This is a genomic window from Nonomuraea sp. NPDC049725 (genome assembly GCF_040674795.1).
Classification (GTDB): domain Bacteria; phylum Actinomycetota; class Actinomycetes; order Streptosporangiales; family Streptosporangiaceae; genus Nonomuraea; species Nonomuraea ceibae.
On record NZ_JBFANJ010000013.1, the window covers coordinates 197375 to 214520 of the forward strand.

The 17146-nt window shown below is 74.4% G+C and carries 16 protein-coding genes; 11 read left to right on the top strand and 5 right to left on the bottom strand.

The annotated features are described in order from the left end of the window. The first annotated feature begins 72 nt into the window (after window positions 1-72). On the top strand, window positions 73-879 hold the full coding sequence (locus AB0J53_RS31280) for an AraC family transcriptional regulator (RefSeq protein ID WP_364179107.1): 807 nt from the start codon (window positions 73-75) through the stop codon (window positions 877-879). 435 nt (window positions 880-1314) lie between these two features. Here AB0J53_RS31280 and AB0J53_RS31285 read toward each other — a convergent pair whose 3' ends face one another. Then, entirely contained in the window at window positions 1315-1731 is a 417-nt protein-coding gene (locus AB0J53_RS31285) for a hypothetical protein (protein ID WP_364179109.1), read from the bottom strand. 101 nt (window positions 1732-1832) lie between these two features. On the opposite strand from AB0J53_RS31285, the gene AB0J53_RS31290 reads away from it, so the two are divergent. From AB0J53_RS31290 to AB0J53_RS31320, 7 genes are all read left to right on the top strand, one after another. Beyond that, window positions 1833-2204 carry a BlaI/MecI/CopY family transcriptional regulator gene (locus tag AB0J53_RS31290; RefSeq protein ID WP_308125959.1) on the top strand — a complete coding sequence of 124 codons (372 nt, stop codon included), beginning with the start codon at window positions 1833-1835 and terminating at the stop codon, window positions 2202-2204. After that, window positions 2201-3133: a M56 family metallopeptidase gene (locus AB0J53_RS31295; protein WP_364179111.1), complete on the top strand. Its 933-nt coding sequence runs from the start codon at window positions 2201-2203 to the stop codon at window positions 3131-3133. Before AB0J53_RS31290 ends, AB0J53_RS31295 begins: the two co-directional genes overlap by 4 nt. Window positions 3134-3239: 106 nt before the next feature. Beyond that, window positions 3240-3929 carry a thioredoxin domain-containing protein gene (locus AB0J53_RS31300; RefSeq protein WP_364179113.1) on the top strand — a complete coding sequence of 230 codons (690 nt, stop codon included), beginning with the start codon at window positions 3240-3242 and terminating at the stop codon, window positions 3927-3929. Next, window positions 3910-4536, top strand: coding sequence for a vitamin K epoxide reductase family protein (locus AB0J53_RS31305; RefSeq protein ID WP_364179115.1), 627 nt, complete (start codon window positions 3910-3912; stop codon window positions 4534-4536). Before AB0J53_RS31300 ends, AB0J53_RS31305 begins: the two co-directional genes overlap by 20 nt. Next, a complete protein-coding gene (locus AB0J53_RS31310; protein WP_364179117.1) occupies window positions 4533-5246 on the top strand; it encodes an AraC family transcriptional regulator in 714 nt (237 codons plus the stop codon). The genes AB0J53_RS31305 and AB0J53_RS31310 overlap by 4 nt, the downstream gene beginning before the upstream one ends. A 48-nt stretch (window positions 5247-5294) precedes the next feature. Beyond that, window positions 5295-6329 (top strand): NAD(P)-binding domain-containing protein, encoded by a 1035-nt coding sequence (locus AB0J53_RS31315; RefSeq protein WP_364179119.1) that lies wholly within the window; start codon window positions 5295-5297, stop codon window positions 6327-6329. A 63-nt stretch (window positions 6330-6392) separates the two neighbouring features. Continuing rightward, the gene (locus AB0J53_RS31320; RefSeq protein ID WP_364179121.1) at window positions 6393-6821 is read left to right on the top strand and encodes a YkvA family protein; all 429 of its coding nucleotides are present in this window, start codon (window positions 6393-6395) and stop codon (window positions 6819-6821) included. A 23-nt stretch (window positions 6822-6844) separates the two neighbouring features. Here AB0J53_RS31320 and AB0J53_RS31325 read toward each other — a convergent pair whose 3' ends face one another. After that, on the bottom strand, window positions 6845-7387 hold the full coding sequence (locus tag AB0J53_RS31325; RefSeq protein WP_219509455.1) for a MarR family transcriptional regulator: 543 nt from the start codon (window positions 7385-7387) through the stop codon (window positions 6845-6847). 26 nt (window positions 7388-7413) lie between these two features. Continuing rightward, window positions 7414-8598, bottom strand: coding sequence for a PP2C family protein-serine/threonine phosphatase (locus AB0J53_RS31330; RefSeq protein WP_364179123.1), 1185 nt, complete (start codon window positions 8596-8598; stop codon window positions 7414-7416). Window positions 8599-8739: 141 nt separating this feature from the next. On the opposite strand from AB0J53_RS31330, the gene AB0J53_RS31335 reads away from it, so the two are divergent. Both AB0J53_RS31335 and AB0J53_RS31340 read left to right on the top strand, forming a co-directional pair. Continuing rightward, on the top strand, window positions 8740-12714 hold the full coding sequence (locus tag AB0J53_RS31335; RefSeq protein WP_364179125.1) for a HAMP domain-containing protein: 3975 nt from the start codon (window positions 8740-8742) through the stop codon (window positions 12712-12714). Between the two features lie 59 nt (window positions 12715-12773). After that, the gene (locus tag AB0J53_RS31340; protein ID WP_364179127.1) at window positions 12774-15146 is read left to right on the top strand and encodes a SpoIIE family protein phosphatase; all 2373 of its coding nucleotides are present in this window, start codon (window positions 12774-12776) and stop codon (window positions 15144-15146) included. A 19-nt stretch (window positions 15147-15165) separates the two neighbouring features. On the opposite strand, the gene AB0J53_RS31345 is transcribed toward AB0J53_RS31340, so the two are convergent. Continuing rightward, window positions 15166-15597 (bottom strand): TIGR03618 family F420-dependent PPOX class oxidoreductase, encoded by a 432-nt coding sequence (locus AB0J53_RS31345; RefSeq protein WP_364179129.1) that lies wholly within the window; start codon window positions 15595-15597, stop codon window positions 15166-15168. A gap of 64 nt (window positions 15598-15661) precedes the next feature. Further along, window positions 15662-16630 (bottom strand): WYL domain-containing protein, encoded by a 969-nt coding sequence (locus AB0J53_RS31350; RefSeq protein WP_219509458.1) that lies wholly within the window; start codon window positions 16628-16630, stop codon window positions 15662-15664. Window positions 16631-16737: 107 nt separating this feature from the next. Between AB0J53_RS31350 and AB0J53_RS31355 the strand changes: the two genes are divergently transcribed. Continuing rightward, window positions 16738-17133 (top strand): RidA family protein, encoded by a 396-nt coding sequence (locus tag AB0J53_RS31355; protein WP_219509491.1) that lies wholly within the window; start codon window positions 16738-16740, stop codon window positions 17131-17133. Window positions 17134-17146 lie beyond the last annotated feature (13 nt).

Sequence of the window (17146 nt, forward strand, 5' to 3'; positions counted from 1 at the left end):
GCCCCGGCCGCGCCGGTCTTGAACATCCTTGCACCCCCGGGACTGTCGTAGCCGTGCCGTAGCGTGCGGCGCATGCGATCGGCTCTGCGACTGGGCGCCGGGGCGGGGTTCACCCTGGACGAGGTGACCTGCCGCGACGACCACCGCCGGTGGTCACCGGCTGAGGAGAGCACCGCCCATCGGGTGGTGCTCGTCCGGCGTGGCCGCTTCCGCCGCCTCGCCGGCGGCCGCTCCGCCACGCTCGACCCGACGACGGCGTACGTGACCGCGCCCGGTGAGGAGGAGCGCTTCGCCCACCCGGCGGGCGGCGACGTGTGCACCTCGCTCCGCCTGTCGCCCGCGCTGTGGCACACGCTCGCCGGCGGCCCGCTGCCGCCCCGGCCCGCCCTGTACGCCGACGCGCGGCTCGACGTGGCGCACCGCCGCCTCCTGCGCGCGGCCCGCGCCGGCGACCCCGCCTTCGCCCTCGCCGAGGCGCTCCTTCCGCTCGTCGCCGCCACCCTCACCCGCGCCGCCGCCCCCGTGCCCACCGGCGGCGGCCCCGCCCGGGCCACGAGCGCCGCCCTCGTCGACGCCGCCCGTGAGGCCATCGCCGCCGACCACCCGGAGGCCGGCGACCTGCTCTCGCTCGCCGCCCTCCTGCGCGTCTCCCCCTACCGGCTCAGCCGGGCCTTCACCCGGGAGCTCGGCGTCTCCCTCACCCACTACCGCAACCGCGTCCGCGTGAGCCGGGCCCTCGACCGGCTGGAGCAGGGCGAACCCAGCCTCGCCACGCTCGCCGCCGACCTCGGCTTCGCCGACCAGGCCCACCTGACGCGCACCATCCGCCGCCACACCGCCCAAACCCCCACCACCCTCCGGCACCTTCTCACCCCCTGACGCACCGCCACCTCCCCGTGCCCGCACCGTGCCTCGTCCCCCGCACTGCCTGGCTCGTCCCCCGCACTGCCGGGCTCGTCCCCCGCACCCTGCCGCCTCCTCCCTCGCCTCTCGCCGCTTCCTCCCGTTGCCGCACCGCCTGCTCCTTCCCTGGACCCCCTGCCGTCTCCTCCCGTTGCCGCACCTCTTCCTCCCCTCGAAGCCAGCCGCCCCAGGCGCGGTCTGGCGGCGTGGAGCACCGCGAGCGGCGGCCAACGGATGGCGACGCACTATGGCGGACTCGCCAGGGAGTCTCGGGAGCGGACGGCTGCGGCGAGCCGTGCGGACCGGGCGCCAGCGCGCGACGGGCGCGGCCGGTGGAGGCGCGCGACGGAGCCGGCGTGCGGGCGCGGGCGGGCGCGGGAGCGGGCGCGGGTGGGGGCGGGGTGGAGCCGGTCAGTGGTGGTGGGCGGACTCGATCCGGCCGCCCAGTTGGGCGCGGACGCCTTCCAGCAGGGGTGGGGTGGAGACGACGACCCAGCGCTCGCCCACGAGGTAGGCGCCGCCGTACATCTGGGCGAGCTCCAGCCAGTCCCGCTGGCCTCGTTCGGTGGTGAAGGTGACGAGGGTGTAGTGGCCCCGGGCGGTACGGCAGTCGGCCTGGCGCAGGTCGGCGGCGTCGATCTGCAGGGCGGGGCGGGGGCATCCGGCGGCGGCGCCGATCTGGTCGATGCCCGCCGGAGCGGCCGGAGCGGCCGGGGCCGCCGGGGCCGCCAGGGTGGGCGGGGCGGCCGGGGCCGTGCAGGCGGTGAGGAGCGCGGCGAGCGCGACGGCGGCGGCGGCGGCGAGCGGCTTGCCGGTGGAAGTCTGCATGGCCTCATCCCGTGGACGGTGAAACGTTCCTGCCGCAGGTACGCACCGGCGGCGCGGGAGGTTCACCACGGCGGCAGTAGCCTTCTCGCGAAGGCGCGGGCGTGAGGAGGGTGACGGTGCAGCTCGGCAATCTGGAGCGGTCGGTCATGGAAGCCCTGTGGGAGCATCCCGGCGGCATGTTCGCCCACGACCTGGCGCCGCTGCTGCCGTCCGGCCCGGCGGTCACGACGGTGCTGACGGTGCTGACGCGGCTGTCGAACAAGGGCATGGTCTCGCGCGAGCGGGTGGGCCGGGCGCATCTGTACCGTGCGACGGCGGGCAAGGACGCCTTCGTCGCCGAGGCGATGCGCGCGGCCCTGGACGAGGCGGGTGACGTCGCGGCGGCGGTGCAGCGCTTCGTGGGCACGGTGTCGCCCGAGGTGGCCTCGGCGCTGCGTGCGGCGCTGGGCGAGCGGGACGGTTCGGCGCGATGATCGCCTGGCTGGTGGCGGCCGGGGTGGCGCTGTTGCCGGTGGCGCTGGGCGATCGCGCGGCGCGGGCGCTGGCCGGTGCGGCGTGGACGCATCGCTGTCCCCGGGCGGCGCTCGTGCTGTGGCACGCGGCCGGGGCGTCCGCCGGGCTGGGGGCGATCGGGCTGGGGCTCGTGGCGGCCGTGGCGCCGTCGGCCGCGGTGTTCCCGCACGGCGTGCACACGCTGGTGAGCCGGATCGCCGGCGGGCACGGCCTGGCGGGGCTGGGTCCGGCGCACCTGGTGGCGCTGGCCTGGTCGGCGGGCCTGACGGTCTGGCTGGTGGTCCACACGGCGCGGGTGGCCGCCGGGACGTTCCGGGAGCGGCGCCGCCGGCGGCTGCTGATCGACGTGGTCGCCGATCATTCGCCGGAGCACGACGCGTACATCCTGCCCGCGTCCGGCCGGGTGGCCTACTGCGTTCCGGGCAGGCGGCGGCGGATCGTGCTCAGCCAGGGCGCCCTGGACGCGCTGAGCGCGCAGGAGCTGGCGGCGGTGCTCGGGCACGAGCGCGCGCACGCCCGGGGCCACCACGACCTGGCTCTGCTGCCGTTCGTCGCGCTGGCGCGGGCCTTCCCCTGGCTGCCGTCGGCGCGGACCGCCCGGCGGGCGGTGGCCGTGCTGCTGGAGATGGTCGCCGACGACCATGCCCGCCGCGCCCACGGCGGCCTGCCGCTGGCCGGCGCGCTGGTGCGGATGACGGCCGGCGGGCCTGGGCCGCAGGCGTCCACGCCGGCGCTCGCCGAGCAGGGGGTCGTCGAGCGGCTACAGCGCCTGCTCACGGAGCGCGAGCGGCCCCGCTGGGCGCCCGCGGCGGCCTGCTCGACGGCCGGGCTGCTGCTCAGCGGGCCGCTGGCGGTACTGGTCGCCCCGCTGGTCTGCGCCGCGATCTGAGAGGCGCGGACGGCCGGGCGGCACCCCTGGAAGGGGAGGCGGGACCACGGCCCACTATCTTCTACACAAAGTAGAAGTAAGCCGTGGACCGAAAAGGGGAGCACCCGTGTCATCAGAGGCCGAGCGTCGCCAGGCGGCCCGTAAGCGCAACGTCACCGTGTCGGTGACCGTGATCGGCGTCTTCGTGCTGGCGGTGGCCGTGCTGTTCGCGTTCTGCCGGCCCGGCCCTGAGGCGGTCGAGCAGGCCGGTCTGTCCGCCGGGGAGTCGCAGCTGGTGCGCGCCGACAGCCACCGGCTGCAGTCGGCCGCGGACGGCAAGGTGACGCTGGTGGAGTTCCTCGACTTCGAGTGCGAGGGCTGCCTGGCCTACTACCCGGCGGTGGAGGAGCTGCGCGAGGACTACGCCGGGAAGGTCACGTTCGTGGCGCGTTACTTCCCGATGCCCGGCCACTTCAACGGCGAGCGCGCCGCCCGCGCGGTGGAGGCCGCCGCCGCGCAGGGCGCCTTCGAGGCGATGTACCGGCGGATGTACGAGACGCAGCCCCAGTGGGGCGAGAAGCGGGTCCCGGCCGACGAGACGTTCCGCGGCTTCGCCAAGGACCTGGGCCTGGACCTGGCGGCCTGGGACAAGGCCTACGACGACCCGGCGACGCTGGCCCGCATCCGGAAGGACATGGCCGACGGCCGGGCCCTGGGCGTGCAGGGCACCCCGACGTTCTTCCTCAACGGCACCAGGATCGAACCCCGCACCCTGGCGGAGTTCAGGGCGGCCATCGATGCGGCACTCGCCGAGTGACGCCGCGCGGCCTTCCACCGGCCCGTTCCCCCGGCTGCTGCCCGGCCTGCTGCTGGCCGGCGGGCTGATCGGCCTGCTCGCCGCGTTCGTGCTGGCGGTGGAGAAGATCGCGCTGCTGGCGGACCCCGGCTACGTGCCCAGTTGCAGCCTCAACCCGGTGCTGTCGTGCGGGTCGGTCATGAGCACGCCGCAGGCCGCCGTGTTCGGCTTCCCGAACCCGCTGCTGGGCGTCGCCGCCTTCGCCGTCGTCGCCGCCGTGGGCGCGGCGCTGCTGGCCGGCGCGGCGTTCCGGCGCTGGTTCTGGGTGGGCCTGCAGATCGGCGTCACCGCCGGGGCGGTGTTCGTGCACTGGCTGATCGTCCAGAGCCTGTACGAGATCGGCGCGCTGTGCCCGTACTGCATGGTGGTGTGGTCGGTCACCGTCCCGGTCTTCTGGTACGTGAGCCTGCACAACCTCCGGGAGGGCCATCTGCCCGTCCCCGGTCCGGTGCGCCGCCCGGTCGGGGCGCTGACCGATTACCACGGCGTCGTGCTGACGGTGTGGTTCCTGACCGTCGTCACCCTGATCGGCGCCCGCTTCTGGAGCTACTGGAGCACCCTGCTGTGACTCCTCGCTGGCAGGGGTGGGCGGCGCTGCGGCCGGGCGTGCTGTGCTACGGCGGCCGGATCGGCGCGACCGGCCGGCACGCCCACCGCGCCGCGCAGCTCCTGACCGGCGAGGGGCTGGTCCTGCGCGGCGCCGACGGCCGCGATCATGCCGTACGCGCCGCGCTCATCCCCGCCAACGCCCCGCACACGATCGTGCGCGGGACGGCCGACGGGCTGCTGGCCCTCGTCGACCCGGCCCGGATCGGGCAGCCGGGCGGCGGCGAGGCGGCTCCGGGCTCGGCCGCCGCGTGGCGCCTCGGGCCGGACGTCCCCGTCACCGGCGACCTGGACACGCTGACGGCGCTGGTCGACGCCCTGACCGGGCACGTCGCGCCCCGGCCGCCGCACCCCGCGCTCGCCGGCGCCGAACGGGCCGTGCGGCGCATGCTGCCCGGCCGGGTGCGGCTGTCCGACGTCGCGCGTGCCGTCCACCTGTCGGAGAGCCGGCTGTCCCACCTGTTCACGGCGGAGTTCGGGCTGCCGTTCCGGCCGTACGTGCTGTGGGCCCGGCTGGACGGCGTGTGGTCGTCGCTGGCGGCCGGGGCCACGCTGACCGAGGCCGCCCACGCGGCCGGGTTCGCCGACGCCGCCCACCTGAGCCGGGTGGTCCGCCGGATGATGGGGAACGCGCCCTCCGCCATGACCGCCGGGGTGCGGTGGCTTTCCTAGCAGGTTCGTTCAAGCCCGGCCGCCGCCCGGCCGGGCAGGCTTGACCCCATGATCATCGTGATCGGCGCCGGTCAGGCGGGGCTCGCGGCAGGCCGCGCCCTCCGTCTGGCCGGGCTTGACGTCGTACTCCTCGAAGCCCATGACCGGATCGGCGAGTCGTGGCGGCGGCGGTGGGACTCCCTGCGGCTGTTCACCCCGGCCCGGCTCAGCTCGCTCCCCGGCCTGCCGATGCCCGGCGGGAGCCGCTACCCGGGCAAGGACGAGGTGGCCGGCTACCTGGAGGCGTACGCGGCCCGCTTCGACCTGCCCGTCCGCCTCGGCGCGCGGGTGTCGGAGCTGCGCCCCGGCCCGGACCGCGGGTTCGAGGCGGTGACCGGCGACGGGGTGATCGCCGGCGACGGGGTCGTGGTCGCCACCGGCCCGTTCCAGGAGCCGCGCGTTCCCGCGCTGGAGCTGCCGCCCGGCGTCCACGCGCTGCACAGCTCCGCCTACCGCGCCCCCGACCGGCTTCCCGACGGCCCCGTGCTGGTCGTCGGCGGCGGCAACTCCGGCGTGCAGATCGCCGCCGAGCTCGCCGCCACCCACCCGGTCACCCTCGCGGCCGGCGCCCGGCAGCCGGTCCTCCCCCAGCGTCTCGGCGGCCTGGACGTCTTCACCTGGCTACGCGCCCTCGGTGTGGTCCGGGCCCCGGTCACCGGCCGGCTCGGCCGTCTGGTCCGCGCCCGCGACCCGCTGATCGGGCTCGGCCCCCGGGGGCTGCGCCGGATGGGCGTGCGCGTTGTGGACCGAGTCGTCGACAGCGGCGTCGATGGGGAGGGGCCGCTGCTGCGCACCGCCTCCGGCCTGCGGCTCGCCCCGCGCAGCGTGATCTGGGCGACCGGCTACAGGCCCGGCTACGGGTGGCTGCGCGTGCCCGGCGCCCTGGCCGGCGGGGTTCCGCGCCACACCGGCGGGATCAGCCCGGTGCCCGGTCTCACGTTCGTGGGCCTGCCCTTCCAGCGCTGCCGCGGCTCGGCCCTGCTGGGCTGGGTCGGCGAGGACGCCGCGCTGGTCGCCGAGGCCCACGCCGCCCGGCGGGCGTGATCGGCCCGGACGTAGCATGGGCCCCGTGACAGGTGACGCCGGCGGGCGACGCGGCCGCCGGCCATGACCGGGGCGTGGGGGTGGGACCTCCTGCTCGGCGTCGTGGCCGCGCTGCTGGCCGCCTGGCTGGCGCTGGTCGCCGCGCTGGCGATCGTGCGCCCCTCGGGCGACCTCCTGCGTGAGGCGCTGCGGCTGCTGCCCGACGTGCTGCGCCTGGTGCGCCGCCTGGCCGCCGACCCCGCCCTGCCGCGCGGCGTCCGCGTGCGGCTCGCGCTGCTGATCGCCTACCTGGCCCTGCCGCTGGACCTGGTGCCCGACTTCATCCCCGTCCTGGGGTACGCCGACGACGCGATCATCGTCACCGCGGTGCTGCGCTCGGTGGTCCGCCGCGCCGGTCTGCCCGCGGTGCGCCGGCACTGGCCGGGCACCGACGACGGCTTCGCCGTGCTGACCCGGCTGACCGGGCTGGACAGGCCGCCCGCCGCGCCCTGAAATCCCGCCGCGCCGGTCGGGGGTCAGGCGGTGAAGCGGCCGGCGATGTTCGTCCAGGTGTCGTCGGACTGGCCCGGCCGCTGGGCGGCGTGGACGCGGCTCGCGGCCGTGGTGAACGCGCGCAGCCCGAGCAGGAGAGCCGCCCGCGCGTCGGGCGGCATCTCGTCGATGACCTCGGCCAGGTGTTCGCGGCGCCGGGCGCGCAGCTCGGCCAGCAGGGCCCGCCCGGAGGGGGTGAGGCTGATGGTCAGCTCCCGCCGGTCGTCGTGGGAGGTGGAGCGGCGCACCCAGCCGGTGGCCTCCAGCCGGTCGCAGAGCCGGCTGGTGGACGACGGCAGCGCCCCCAGGGCCTCGCTGAGGGTGGCGAGGTTGATGTGCCGGTGGGGTTCGAGGGTGAGCAGCGCCTGGAGCTGGATGGAGGAGACCTTGGTGACCGCGGCGTGCCGGGAGTGCGCCCAGACGGCGACCAGGGCGGCCGCCGCGTTCTCGACGACGGCCCCGGTGGAGGCCTCGCCGGAGGCTCCGGCTGCGGTCGGGGGGAGGTGGCTGAGATCGCGGTGGCTCATGCTGGCTTCCAGGGGTCGAAGCGTGACTACGCGCGTATGCCTCGCGCGGGTGCCGCGGCGGTCCAGTCTAGGCAAACCACGACGGCGTCGTCGATGACGTCCACCCCGGCCCTGAACGCCATCATGTCACGGACGATCGTACGGACGGCCTCTCCGGCGGGCTGCAGGCGGGTGGACCGGACCGTCGTCTCCAGCAGACCGGCGCCGAACTCCACGTCGGCCGTCGACCGCGCCCCGTACACGCCGTCGCTGACGATGACCAGCCGGTCGCCCGGCTGCAGCGGGACGGGCTGCTCGACGTAGGCGGTGGCGCCGAACATGCCGAGAGGCAGCTGGGCGTCCAGCTTGACGGTCTCGACCTCGGCGCCGCGCAGCCGGAAGATGCGCGGCGACCCGGCCTCGACCGCGGCGACCTCGCCGGTGACGGCGTCGAAGCGCAGCAGCAGGGTGGAGACGTGCTCGCGGCCGCCGTACTGGGCGTGCACGACCTCGTCGGCGAGGCCGGCCTGCTCGACGAGGTCGGCGCCGGAGCGGCGGGCGTTGCGGATGGCGGTGACGGCCAGCGAGGTGAGGAGCGCGGCGCGCAGCCCCTCCCCCATGCCGTTGGTGACGGAGAGCATCAGCGAGTCGCGGTCGCAGCTCCAGTCGAAGTTGTCGCCGTGGACGGCGTAGGCCGGTTCGAGCTGGCCGGCGAGGTCGTAGGAGTCGCCCCGGTGGCCGTAGCCGGGCAGGAGCTCCCACTGCATCTCGGCGGCGAGGGTGAGCCGGGACAGGCGGCGGGCCCTGCGGTAGCGGTCGGTGACCCGCCCCGCGCCCCACAGGGCGGCGGCGAGCGCGGAGGCCAGCTCGTGGAACTCGCGGATCCGCTCGTCGCCGGGGGCGGCGGGCAGGCTGAGGCTGAGGACGCCGAGGCGCTCCCCGCACGCCGACATCGGCAGGTGCAGGGCGCCGCGCTCCGGGTCCCACGCCGGCCGCTGGGAGGCGAACACGCGGCCGCGCTCGCTGGCGTCGATGCGGATCTCGGGCGCGTCGGGACCGGGCGGGTCCAGCACGGGCCTGAGCACGGTCAGCGCGTAGTCGGCGAGCAGCAGCTCGACGCCGGTCGCGGCCGTGTGCGCGACGAGCGCGTCGCGGGCGGCCTCCCCCAGCCGGTACGGGGGTGCCGCGCGTAGCGCCCGGTAGACGGCGCTCATGTCGTTGTCGGTGGTCACGGGCGTAGTTCCTCATGGGCAGGGAAGTGGCGCACCCGAGCTGCCCCTCGTGTGCGCTGCGGTTGTCGTGCCGCGTGCGCCTACGCTAGCCTCCAAGCCAATTATTTGCACTATGGCAATTATTGAGAGGTGGGCAACACCGTGAGTGGCAGCCGGTCGGGAACACAGCGGGTCCACGACGCCGGGGAGCTCGAACTGCGGCAGCTGCTCACCGGACTGACCGCCGTCAGGGACGGCGACTTCGGCACGCGGCTGCCCGCCGACGCCGACGGCCTGCTGGGCGAGATCGCCTCGGTGTTCAACGGCATGGTCGACCAGCTCTCGCTCGTCACCTCGGAGGTCACCCGGGTGGCCCGCGAGGTCGGCACCGAGGGACGCCTGGGCGGCCAGGCCGACGTGCCGGCCGTTTCGGGCACCTGGAAGGACCTCACCGAGTCGGTCAACGCGATGGCCGGCAACCTCACCGGCCAGGTGCGCAACATCTCGCAGGTGGCCACGGCGGTGGCCAAGGGCGACCTGTCGCAGAAGATCACCGTCTCGGCCCAGGGCGAGATCCTGGAGCTGAAGAACACCCTCAACACGATGGTCGACCAGCTCTCCTCCTTCGCCGACGAGGTCACCCGCGTGGCCCGCGAGGTCGGCACCGAGGGACGGCTGGGCGGCCAGGCCGACGTGAAGGGCGTGTCCGGCACGTGGAAGGCGCTGACGGAGTCGGTCAACGTCATGGCCGACAACCTCACCGCCCAGGTGCGCAGCATCGCCCAGGTGACCACGGCCGTGGCCAAGGGCGACCTGTCGCAGAAGATCCGGGTCGACGCGCGCGGGGAGATCCTGGAGCTCAAGGAGACCATCAACACGATGGTCGACCAGCTCTCCGCGTTCGCCGACGAGGTCACCCGGGTCGCCCGCGAGGTCGGCACCGAGGGACAGCTCGGCGGCCAGGCCCAGGTCCGCGGCGTGTCGGGCACCTGGAAGGACCTCACCGACAACGTCAACTTCATGGCCTCGAACCTGACCGGCCAGGTGCGCAGCATCGCCCAGGTGGCCACGGCGGTGGCCCAGGGCGACCTGTCGCAGAAGATCCTCGTCGAGGCCAAGGGCGAGGTGGCGGCGCTCGCGCAGACCATCAACACGATGGTCGACCAGCTCTCCGCGTTCGCCGACGAGGTCACCCGCGTCGCCCGCGAGGTCGGCACCGAAGGACAGCTCGGCGGCCAGGCCCAGGTCCGCGGCGTGTCCGGCACCTGGAAGGACCTCACCGACAACGTCAACTCGATGGCCGACAACCTTACCAACCAGGTGCGCAGCATCGCCCAGGTCACCACGGCCGTGGCCAGGGGCGACCTGACCCGCAAGATCGACGTGGACGCGCGCGGCGAGATCCTGGAGCTGAAGACCACGATCAACACGATGGTCGACCAGCTCTCCTCCTTCGCCGCCGAGGTGACCAGGGTCGCCCGGGAGGTGGGCAGCGAGGGCAGGCTCGGCGGCCAGGCCGAGGTCGAGGGCGTCTCCGGCACCTGGAAGCGGCTGACGGAGAACGTGAACGAGCTGGCCGGCAACCTCACCCGGCAGGTGCGCGCGATCGCCGAGGTGACCAGCGCCGTCACCTCCGGCGACCTTACCCGCTCCATCACCGTCGACGCCTCGGGCGAGGTGGCCGAGCTCAAGGACAACATCAACTCGATGGTGAAGTCGCTGCGCGAGACCACCAAGGCCAACGAGGACCAGGACTGGCTGAAGACCAACCTGGCGCGCCTGTCGGGGCTCATGCAGGGCCACCGCGACCTGGCGGCGGTCGCCGAGCTGGTCATGAACGAGCTGGCGCCGCTGGTCTCGGCCCAGTACGGCGCGTTCTTCCTGGCCGACGAGGACGAGCTGCGGCTCATCAACGCCTACGGGTTCCCGGCGGGCCAGACCGCCACCCGGGTCGGCCTCGGCGAGACGCTGGTGGGCCAGGCGGCGCGGGCCCGCCGCACGATCGCGGTCGACGACGTCCCGCCCGGCTACGTCACGGTCTCCTCGGCGCTCGGGCGGACCACGCCGAGCTCGCTGATCGTGCTGCCGATCGTGGTGGAGGAGCAGGTGCTCGGCGTGATCGAGCTGGCCTCGCTCGGCACGTTCACGCCCGTGCACCGCGCCTTCCTCGACCAGCTGATGGAGACGATCGGCGTCAACGTCAACACCATCGTCGCCAACGCCCGCACCGACGAGCTGCTGGCGGAGTCGCAGCGGCTGACCGTCGAGCTCCAGGCCCGCTCGGAGGAGCTGCAGAACCAGCAGGAGGAGCTGCAGCGCTCCAACGCCGAGCTGGAGGAGAAGGCGGCGCTGCTCGCCTCGCAGAACCAGGACATCGAGGCCAAGAACCTGGAGATCGAGCAGGCCCGCCAGGAGCTGGAGGAGCGGGCCCAGCAGCTCTCGCTCGCCTCCACGTACAAGAGCGAGTTCCTCGCGAACATGAGCCACGAGCTGCGCACGCCGCTGAACTCGCTGCTCATCCTCGCGCAGTTGCTCGCCCAGAACCCGACCCGCAACCTGACGCCCAAGCAGGTCGAGTACGCCAGCGTCATCCACTCGGCGGGCTCGGACCTGCTGCAGCTCATCAACGACATCCTCGACCTGTCGAAGGTCGAGGCGGGCAAGATGGACATCAGTCCCGAACGGGTCGGGATGCGTCAGCTCCTGGACTACGTCGAGGCCACGTTCCGGCCGATGACCACCGAGAAGAGCCTGGAGTTCCGCATCACGACGGCGCCGGGCGTGCCCGACAGCCTGCTCACCGACGACTCGCGGCTGCGCCAGGTGCTGCGCAACCTGCTGTCCAACGCGGTCAAGTTCACCGAGAGCGGCAGCGTCGAGCTGCGCATCGAGCCGGCCGCCCCGGCGCAGGTGCCCGCCTCCGTGCGGCCGCACGGCGCGGCGATCGCCTTCCGCGTCATCGACACCGGCGTCGGCATCGCCGAGCAGCAACTGGAGGCGATCTTCGGGGCGTTCCAGCAGGCCGACGGCACCACCAGCCGCAAGTACGGCGGCACCGGGCTCGGCCTGTCGATCAGCCGGGAGATCGCCTACCTGCTCGGCGGCGCGATCACCGCGCAGAGCACGCCCGGCCAGGGCAGCACGTTCACGCTTTTCCTGCCGGCCGCCCGCCCGGACTTCGCCGAGCAGGGACCGCGCCAGGCCGCGCCCTCGCCCCGCGAGCTGCCGGAGGCCCCGGCCGACGGCGAGCCCGTCAAGGCGGCGGCCCCGGCGCCGTCCCAGCAGCGCAGACTGCTGGTGGTGGAGGAACGCTCGCGCGGCCTGCTCTCCCTGGTGGCCGAGAGCGTCGTGGCCGACCTGGCGCGCCGCGACGCGGGCGGCGCGCACGCGCCCGTGGAGATCGTGACCGCCGTGGGCGGGCAGGAGGCGGCGGCGACGCTGGCCGCGGCCCCCTGCCACTGCATCGTGCTCGACCTGGACATGCCGGGGCGGGCCGGGTTCGGACTGCTGGAGGCCATCGACGGGGACGCCGCCCTGCACGGCGTGCCGGTCCTGGCCTACAACAACTGGCGGATGGACGCGGCGCAGGAGCGGGCGTTGCAGGCGCGGGCCGTCTCGCAGCCGCTGGAGCTGCTGTCGAGCCTGGACGAGCTGCGCGAGCGGATCGCCCTGCACCTGACCGCCGAGCAGCCCGGCGACGTGCTGCCGCTGGTGCGCTCGGAGGAGGAGGACCTGCCGGTCGAACGGCCGGAGGACGGCGCGCTCACCGGCCGCACCGTCCTGGTGGTCGACGACGACGCGCGCAACCTGTTCGCGCTGACGAGCATCCTGGAGATGCACGGCCTGCGGGTGCTGCACGCCGAGGACGGCCGCAAGGGCATCGACACGCTGGTGGCGCACCCGGAGATCGACATCGTGCTGATGGACGTGATGATGCCGGAGATGGACGGCTACGCCGCCACCACCGCGATCAGGGCCATGCCGCAGTACGCGGACCTGCCCATCATCGCGGTCACGGCCAAGGCCATGCCGGGCGACCAGGACAAGAGCCTCGCCTCGGGCGCGAGCGGCTACGTCACCAAGCCCGTCGACGCCGATCACCTCCTCGGGCTGATCCAGCGCTGGCTGACGGCGTAACCCCCCGGCGCGTCCGTCCCCCCATCGTCTTCGCGCCACGTACGAAGGAGCTGCACGCAGTGCGCATCCAGCAACACCCGGGCGACGAGCCGGCCTCCCCCGGTGACGCCGCCTCCCCCGAGGAGGCCACCAACGTCGGCAGGCTCGCCGCCACCATCGAGCGGCTGCGCGAGCAGATCAGGCAGGCCCAGCACGCGGCCGAGGGCCGGGCGCTCATCGAGCTGGCCAAGGGCATCCTGATCGAGCGGCTGCGCTGCGGCCCCGCCGAGGCGGCCCGCCAGCTGGCCGACCTGGCCGAGAAGGCCGGGCTCTCCCCGCTGGAGCTGGCCGCCGACCTCATCGACCAGGCGGCGCACGACCGCCTGAGCGACGCCGCGCGCGACTTCCTCGCCTGGGCGCGGAGCGAGCCGGGCGGCGCGGGCGCGGACGACACCTCCATCGCGGTGCGGCTGCGCGCGGCCGAGAGCGGCGCGCTCGTCGCCACGGACAGCCAGCTCGTCGCCGAATCCCTGCTGGAGCACGCGCTCGCCCCGCTGGGCGCGACGGCGGTCGCCGTGTGGGCGGCCGGCGCCGACGCCTCGCTCACGCTGACCGGCTACGCCGGCTACAGCGCCGAGGAGGCCAGGCGCTGGCGGTACGTCCCGCCCGGCGTGGCCACGCCCGCCCGGCGCGCGCTGGTCGAACGCCGGACCGTCTGGTTCCCCAGCCTCTCCGGCACCGGCCTGCCCTCCATCGGCCACCACCACCTGCCGGGCGGCCGGGTGGCCGTCCCCGCCGGCACCGGAGGGCGCGTCCTCGGCGTGCTGGAGATCGGCTGGCCGCACGCGCTGGAGCCGCAGCCGCCGCAGATCCACAAGCAGGTCGAGGCGCTGGCCGAGCTGTGCGCGCACACGCTCGAACCCTGCGAGGAGCCCGCGCCCGACCTGGCCGAGCTGGTCAACCTCACCGACGGGCTGCACGACTCCGCCCTGCTGCTCCGGCCCGCGTTCGGCAAGGACGGGCTGCTCGCCGACTTCCTCATCGAGCACGCCAACAACTGCTTCGCCGACCCCGCCGGACGCCCCCGCGCCGTCGTGACGGGGGCCACGATGCTGGAGGCGTACCCGCTGGCCGCCCACGACGACGGGCTGTTCGGCAAGATCGAGCACGTGTACGGGACGGGCGAGCCGTACCGGGCCGAGCGGGTGCCGCTCACGGCGCTGGTCGACCAGGTGCCGCTCACCACGGTCGCCGACATCAGCATCACCCGCCACGGCGACTGCGTCCTGCTCATCTGGCGGGTCCAGGACGAGGCCGTCCGCCTGGCCAGCCTGCTCCAGCACGCCCAGCGCCTCGGCCGCATCGGCGGCTTCGAGCAGGACGTGCAGACCGGCGAGATCACCTGGAACAGCGAGCTGTTCAACCTGTACGGCCTGCCGCCCGGCGAGCACCCGATCCCGCTGGACCGGCTGGCCGAGCACGCCCACCCCGACGACGCCACCGCCATCGGCCGCTTCCTGCGGACCGTGCTGCACCACCGGCTGCCCGCCTCGGTCGCCTTCCGCCTCCAGCGCCCCGACGGGGTGGCCCGCCACACCCGGGTCGTGGCCGAGCCCGTCATCGACGCCGAGGGCCGCATGCTGGCGGTGCGCGGCGCGTACCAGGACGTCTCGGCCCAGCACTGGACGGAGGTCGCGCTGGCCGCCACCCGCGACCAGCTCGCCCACTCCGAGCAGCAGATCTCCGAGCGCAACCGGCTCACCCTGCAGCTCCAGCGGGCCATCATGCCGCCCGCCCAGCGGATCATCGAGGCGTCCGGGCTGCACATCGCGGTCCGCTACCGGCCCGCCGAGAAGGAGCACCTCGTCGGCGGCGACTGGTACGACACCGTCGTGCTGCCCTCCAAGCAGGTGCTGCTCTCGCTCGGCGACGTCGCCGGCCACGGCATCGAGGCCGCCACCGGCATGGTCATCCTGCGCAACGCCCTGCGCGGCCTGGCCGTCACCGGCGCCGGGCCCGGCCAGCTCATGACCTGGCTCAACATGGTCGCCCACCACCTGACCAACAGCCTGACCGCCACCGCGCTCTGCGGCCTGTACGACCCGGCGACCCGGGTGCTGCGCTGGGCCAGGGCGGGGCACCTGCCGCCGATCCTGGTGCGGGGCGGCACGGCCGAGGAGCTGCCGCTGGTCCACGGGATCATGCTCGGCGCCGTCTCCGAGACCGACTACGAGGAGGGGCAGATCCGCCTGGCGGGCGAGGACACGCTGCTCATGTACACCGACGGGCTCATCGAGCGCCGGGACCGCGCCCTGCAGCACTCGCAGCAGCAGCTCCTGACGACGGTGCAGCACCCGGTGACGAGCCTCGATCACCGCCTGGACCATCTTCTCACCCACAGCCATTCCGACACCGACGACGACACCTGCCTGCTCGGCATCCAGGTGCGCTGAGCCGGGCGGCGGCGTGTCGTCAGGGCAGGTCGAGGGCCGTGCCGTACAGGCGCGACACGCTGATCCTGATCACCACGCGCCCCTCGCGGGCCTGCTGCTCCAGGAAGGCTGCGGGGTCGGGCTGGTCGCCGGCGAAGGCGAGCAGGTCGGCGGGGTCGCCGGACACCTCGGCCTCGCCTTCGGCGACGGCGAACGACCACACGTCGGGGCCCCGGACGTGCAGGGCGACGTGCGGGTCGCGGGCGATCTGGCGGGCCTTGAGCCGGCCGGCCGTGGTGGAGATCCTGATGGCGCGCCCGGCGGGGTCCCATCGGTACAGGACCGTGGACAGGGCGGGGTGGCCGGTGCTCCGGACCGTCGCCAGCACGCCGAACCGCTGCCCTTCGAGCAGCTTGACCAGCTCGTCCTCGCTCAGCGGCCGGGGCGCGGGCCCCTGCTGGTTCTCGTCCACGGTTCTCCTCCGTCGTGCGGCTGCCAACGAGAGGACCGTAACAGATAGTTTCGTTGCAGACAATCTAGCCGCCGTAGCGGGCGGCGATCGCGGCGGCGCGGTCGCGCAGCGCGTCGCGCAGCCACTGCGGCTCCAGCGCCTCCGCGTTCGTGGTGAGCTGCCACAGCGCCCATTCGGCGTGCCTGCGGTCCTGGAAGGACACCTCCATCCGCAGCCACCCGTCCGCGTCGGCCCGCTCCGCGCGGACGGCCAGCGCGGTGCCCACCAGGTCCTCCCGCCGCACCGGGTTCACCCGCACGAGCACGCTGACCTGGTCGCCGCCGGCCCGGAACCGGGTGCTGCGCTCCTGCCAGGCCCGGTCCAGGTCAACCCGGTCCGGCCGCTCCGCGCGCTCGGCGAGCTCCTCGGCCGCCAGGATCCGCGACAGCCGGTACGTGCGGTCCGCGCCCGCCCGCGTGGCCAGCAGGTAGCCGCGTTCGCGCACGGTGACCAGGCCGATCGGGTCCACCGTGCGCCACTGCGCCGCCTGGTTCACGGCCGCGTAGTGGATGCGCAGCTTGTGCCCGGCGAACACCGCGCGCAGCACCTCGGCCACGATCGCGTCGGGCACCTCCTCGTCGGCCAGGCGGCGTGAGAGCAGGTCGGTCTCCGGGTCGATGAGCAGCCGCTCGGCCGCGCCCGCCGCCGTGTCCCGGTAGCTCTCCGGCAGCGCGTCGACCACCTTGAGCATCGCCGAGGCGAGCGCCGAGCCGAGCCCGAACGCCTGCGCCCCGCGCCGCGACCCGGCCACCAGCAGGGCGAGGGCCTCGTCGTGGTTCAGCCCGGTCAGCTCGGTCCGGAAGCCGGGCAGCAGCGCGAACCCGCCGTGCCGGCCGCGCTCGGCGTACACGGGGACGCCCGCCGAGGACAGCGCCTCGATGTCGCGCAGCACGGTCCGGGTGGACACCTCCAGCTCCCGGGCCAGCGCGGTCGCGGACATCCGGCCGTGCCGGCGCAGCAACAGCACCAGCGAGACCAACCGGTCGGCGCGCATATCCCGAACTGTACCGAAATACACGACAAAAGATGTCGTGATTGGCTGCGAGGCTCTTGCCCGATCGGAACGCGATTGTCGATGAACCGAATGGAGCCGACATGGCAGTGGAACGAACGGCCGTCAACCCGTGGGCGTGGTCGCAGCAGCTCGGATACCACCAGGGTGAGGTGGTCTCCGGGCACACCCGGACCCTGTACTGCTCGGGGCAGACGGCGATGAACGGCGACGGCAAGCCCGAGCACGCCGACGACATGGCGGCGCAGCTGGCGCTGAGCCTCGACAACCTGGAGGCCGTGCTGGGCGAGGCCGGGATGTCGCTGGCGAACCTGGTCCGGCTGAACGTCTACACCACCGATGTCGACCGGCTCTTCGAGCACTACGGCGTGCTGGCGTCGCGGCTGGGCGCCGCCGGGGTGGCGCCGCCCACCACGATGCTCGGGGTGACCAGGCTGGCGATCCCCACCTTGATGATCGAGCTGGAGGGCACCGCCGTGGCGTGACGCCCCGCCGCCT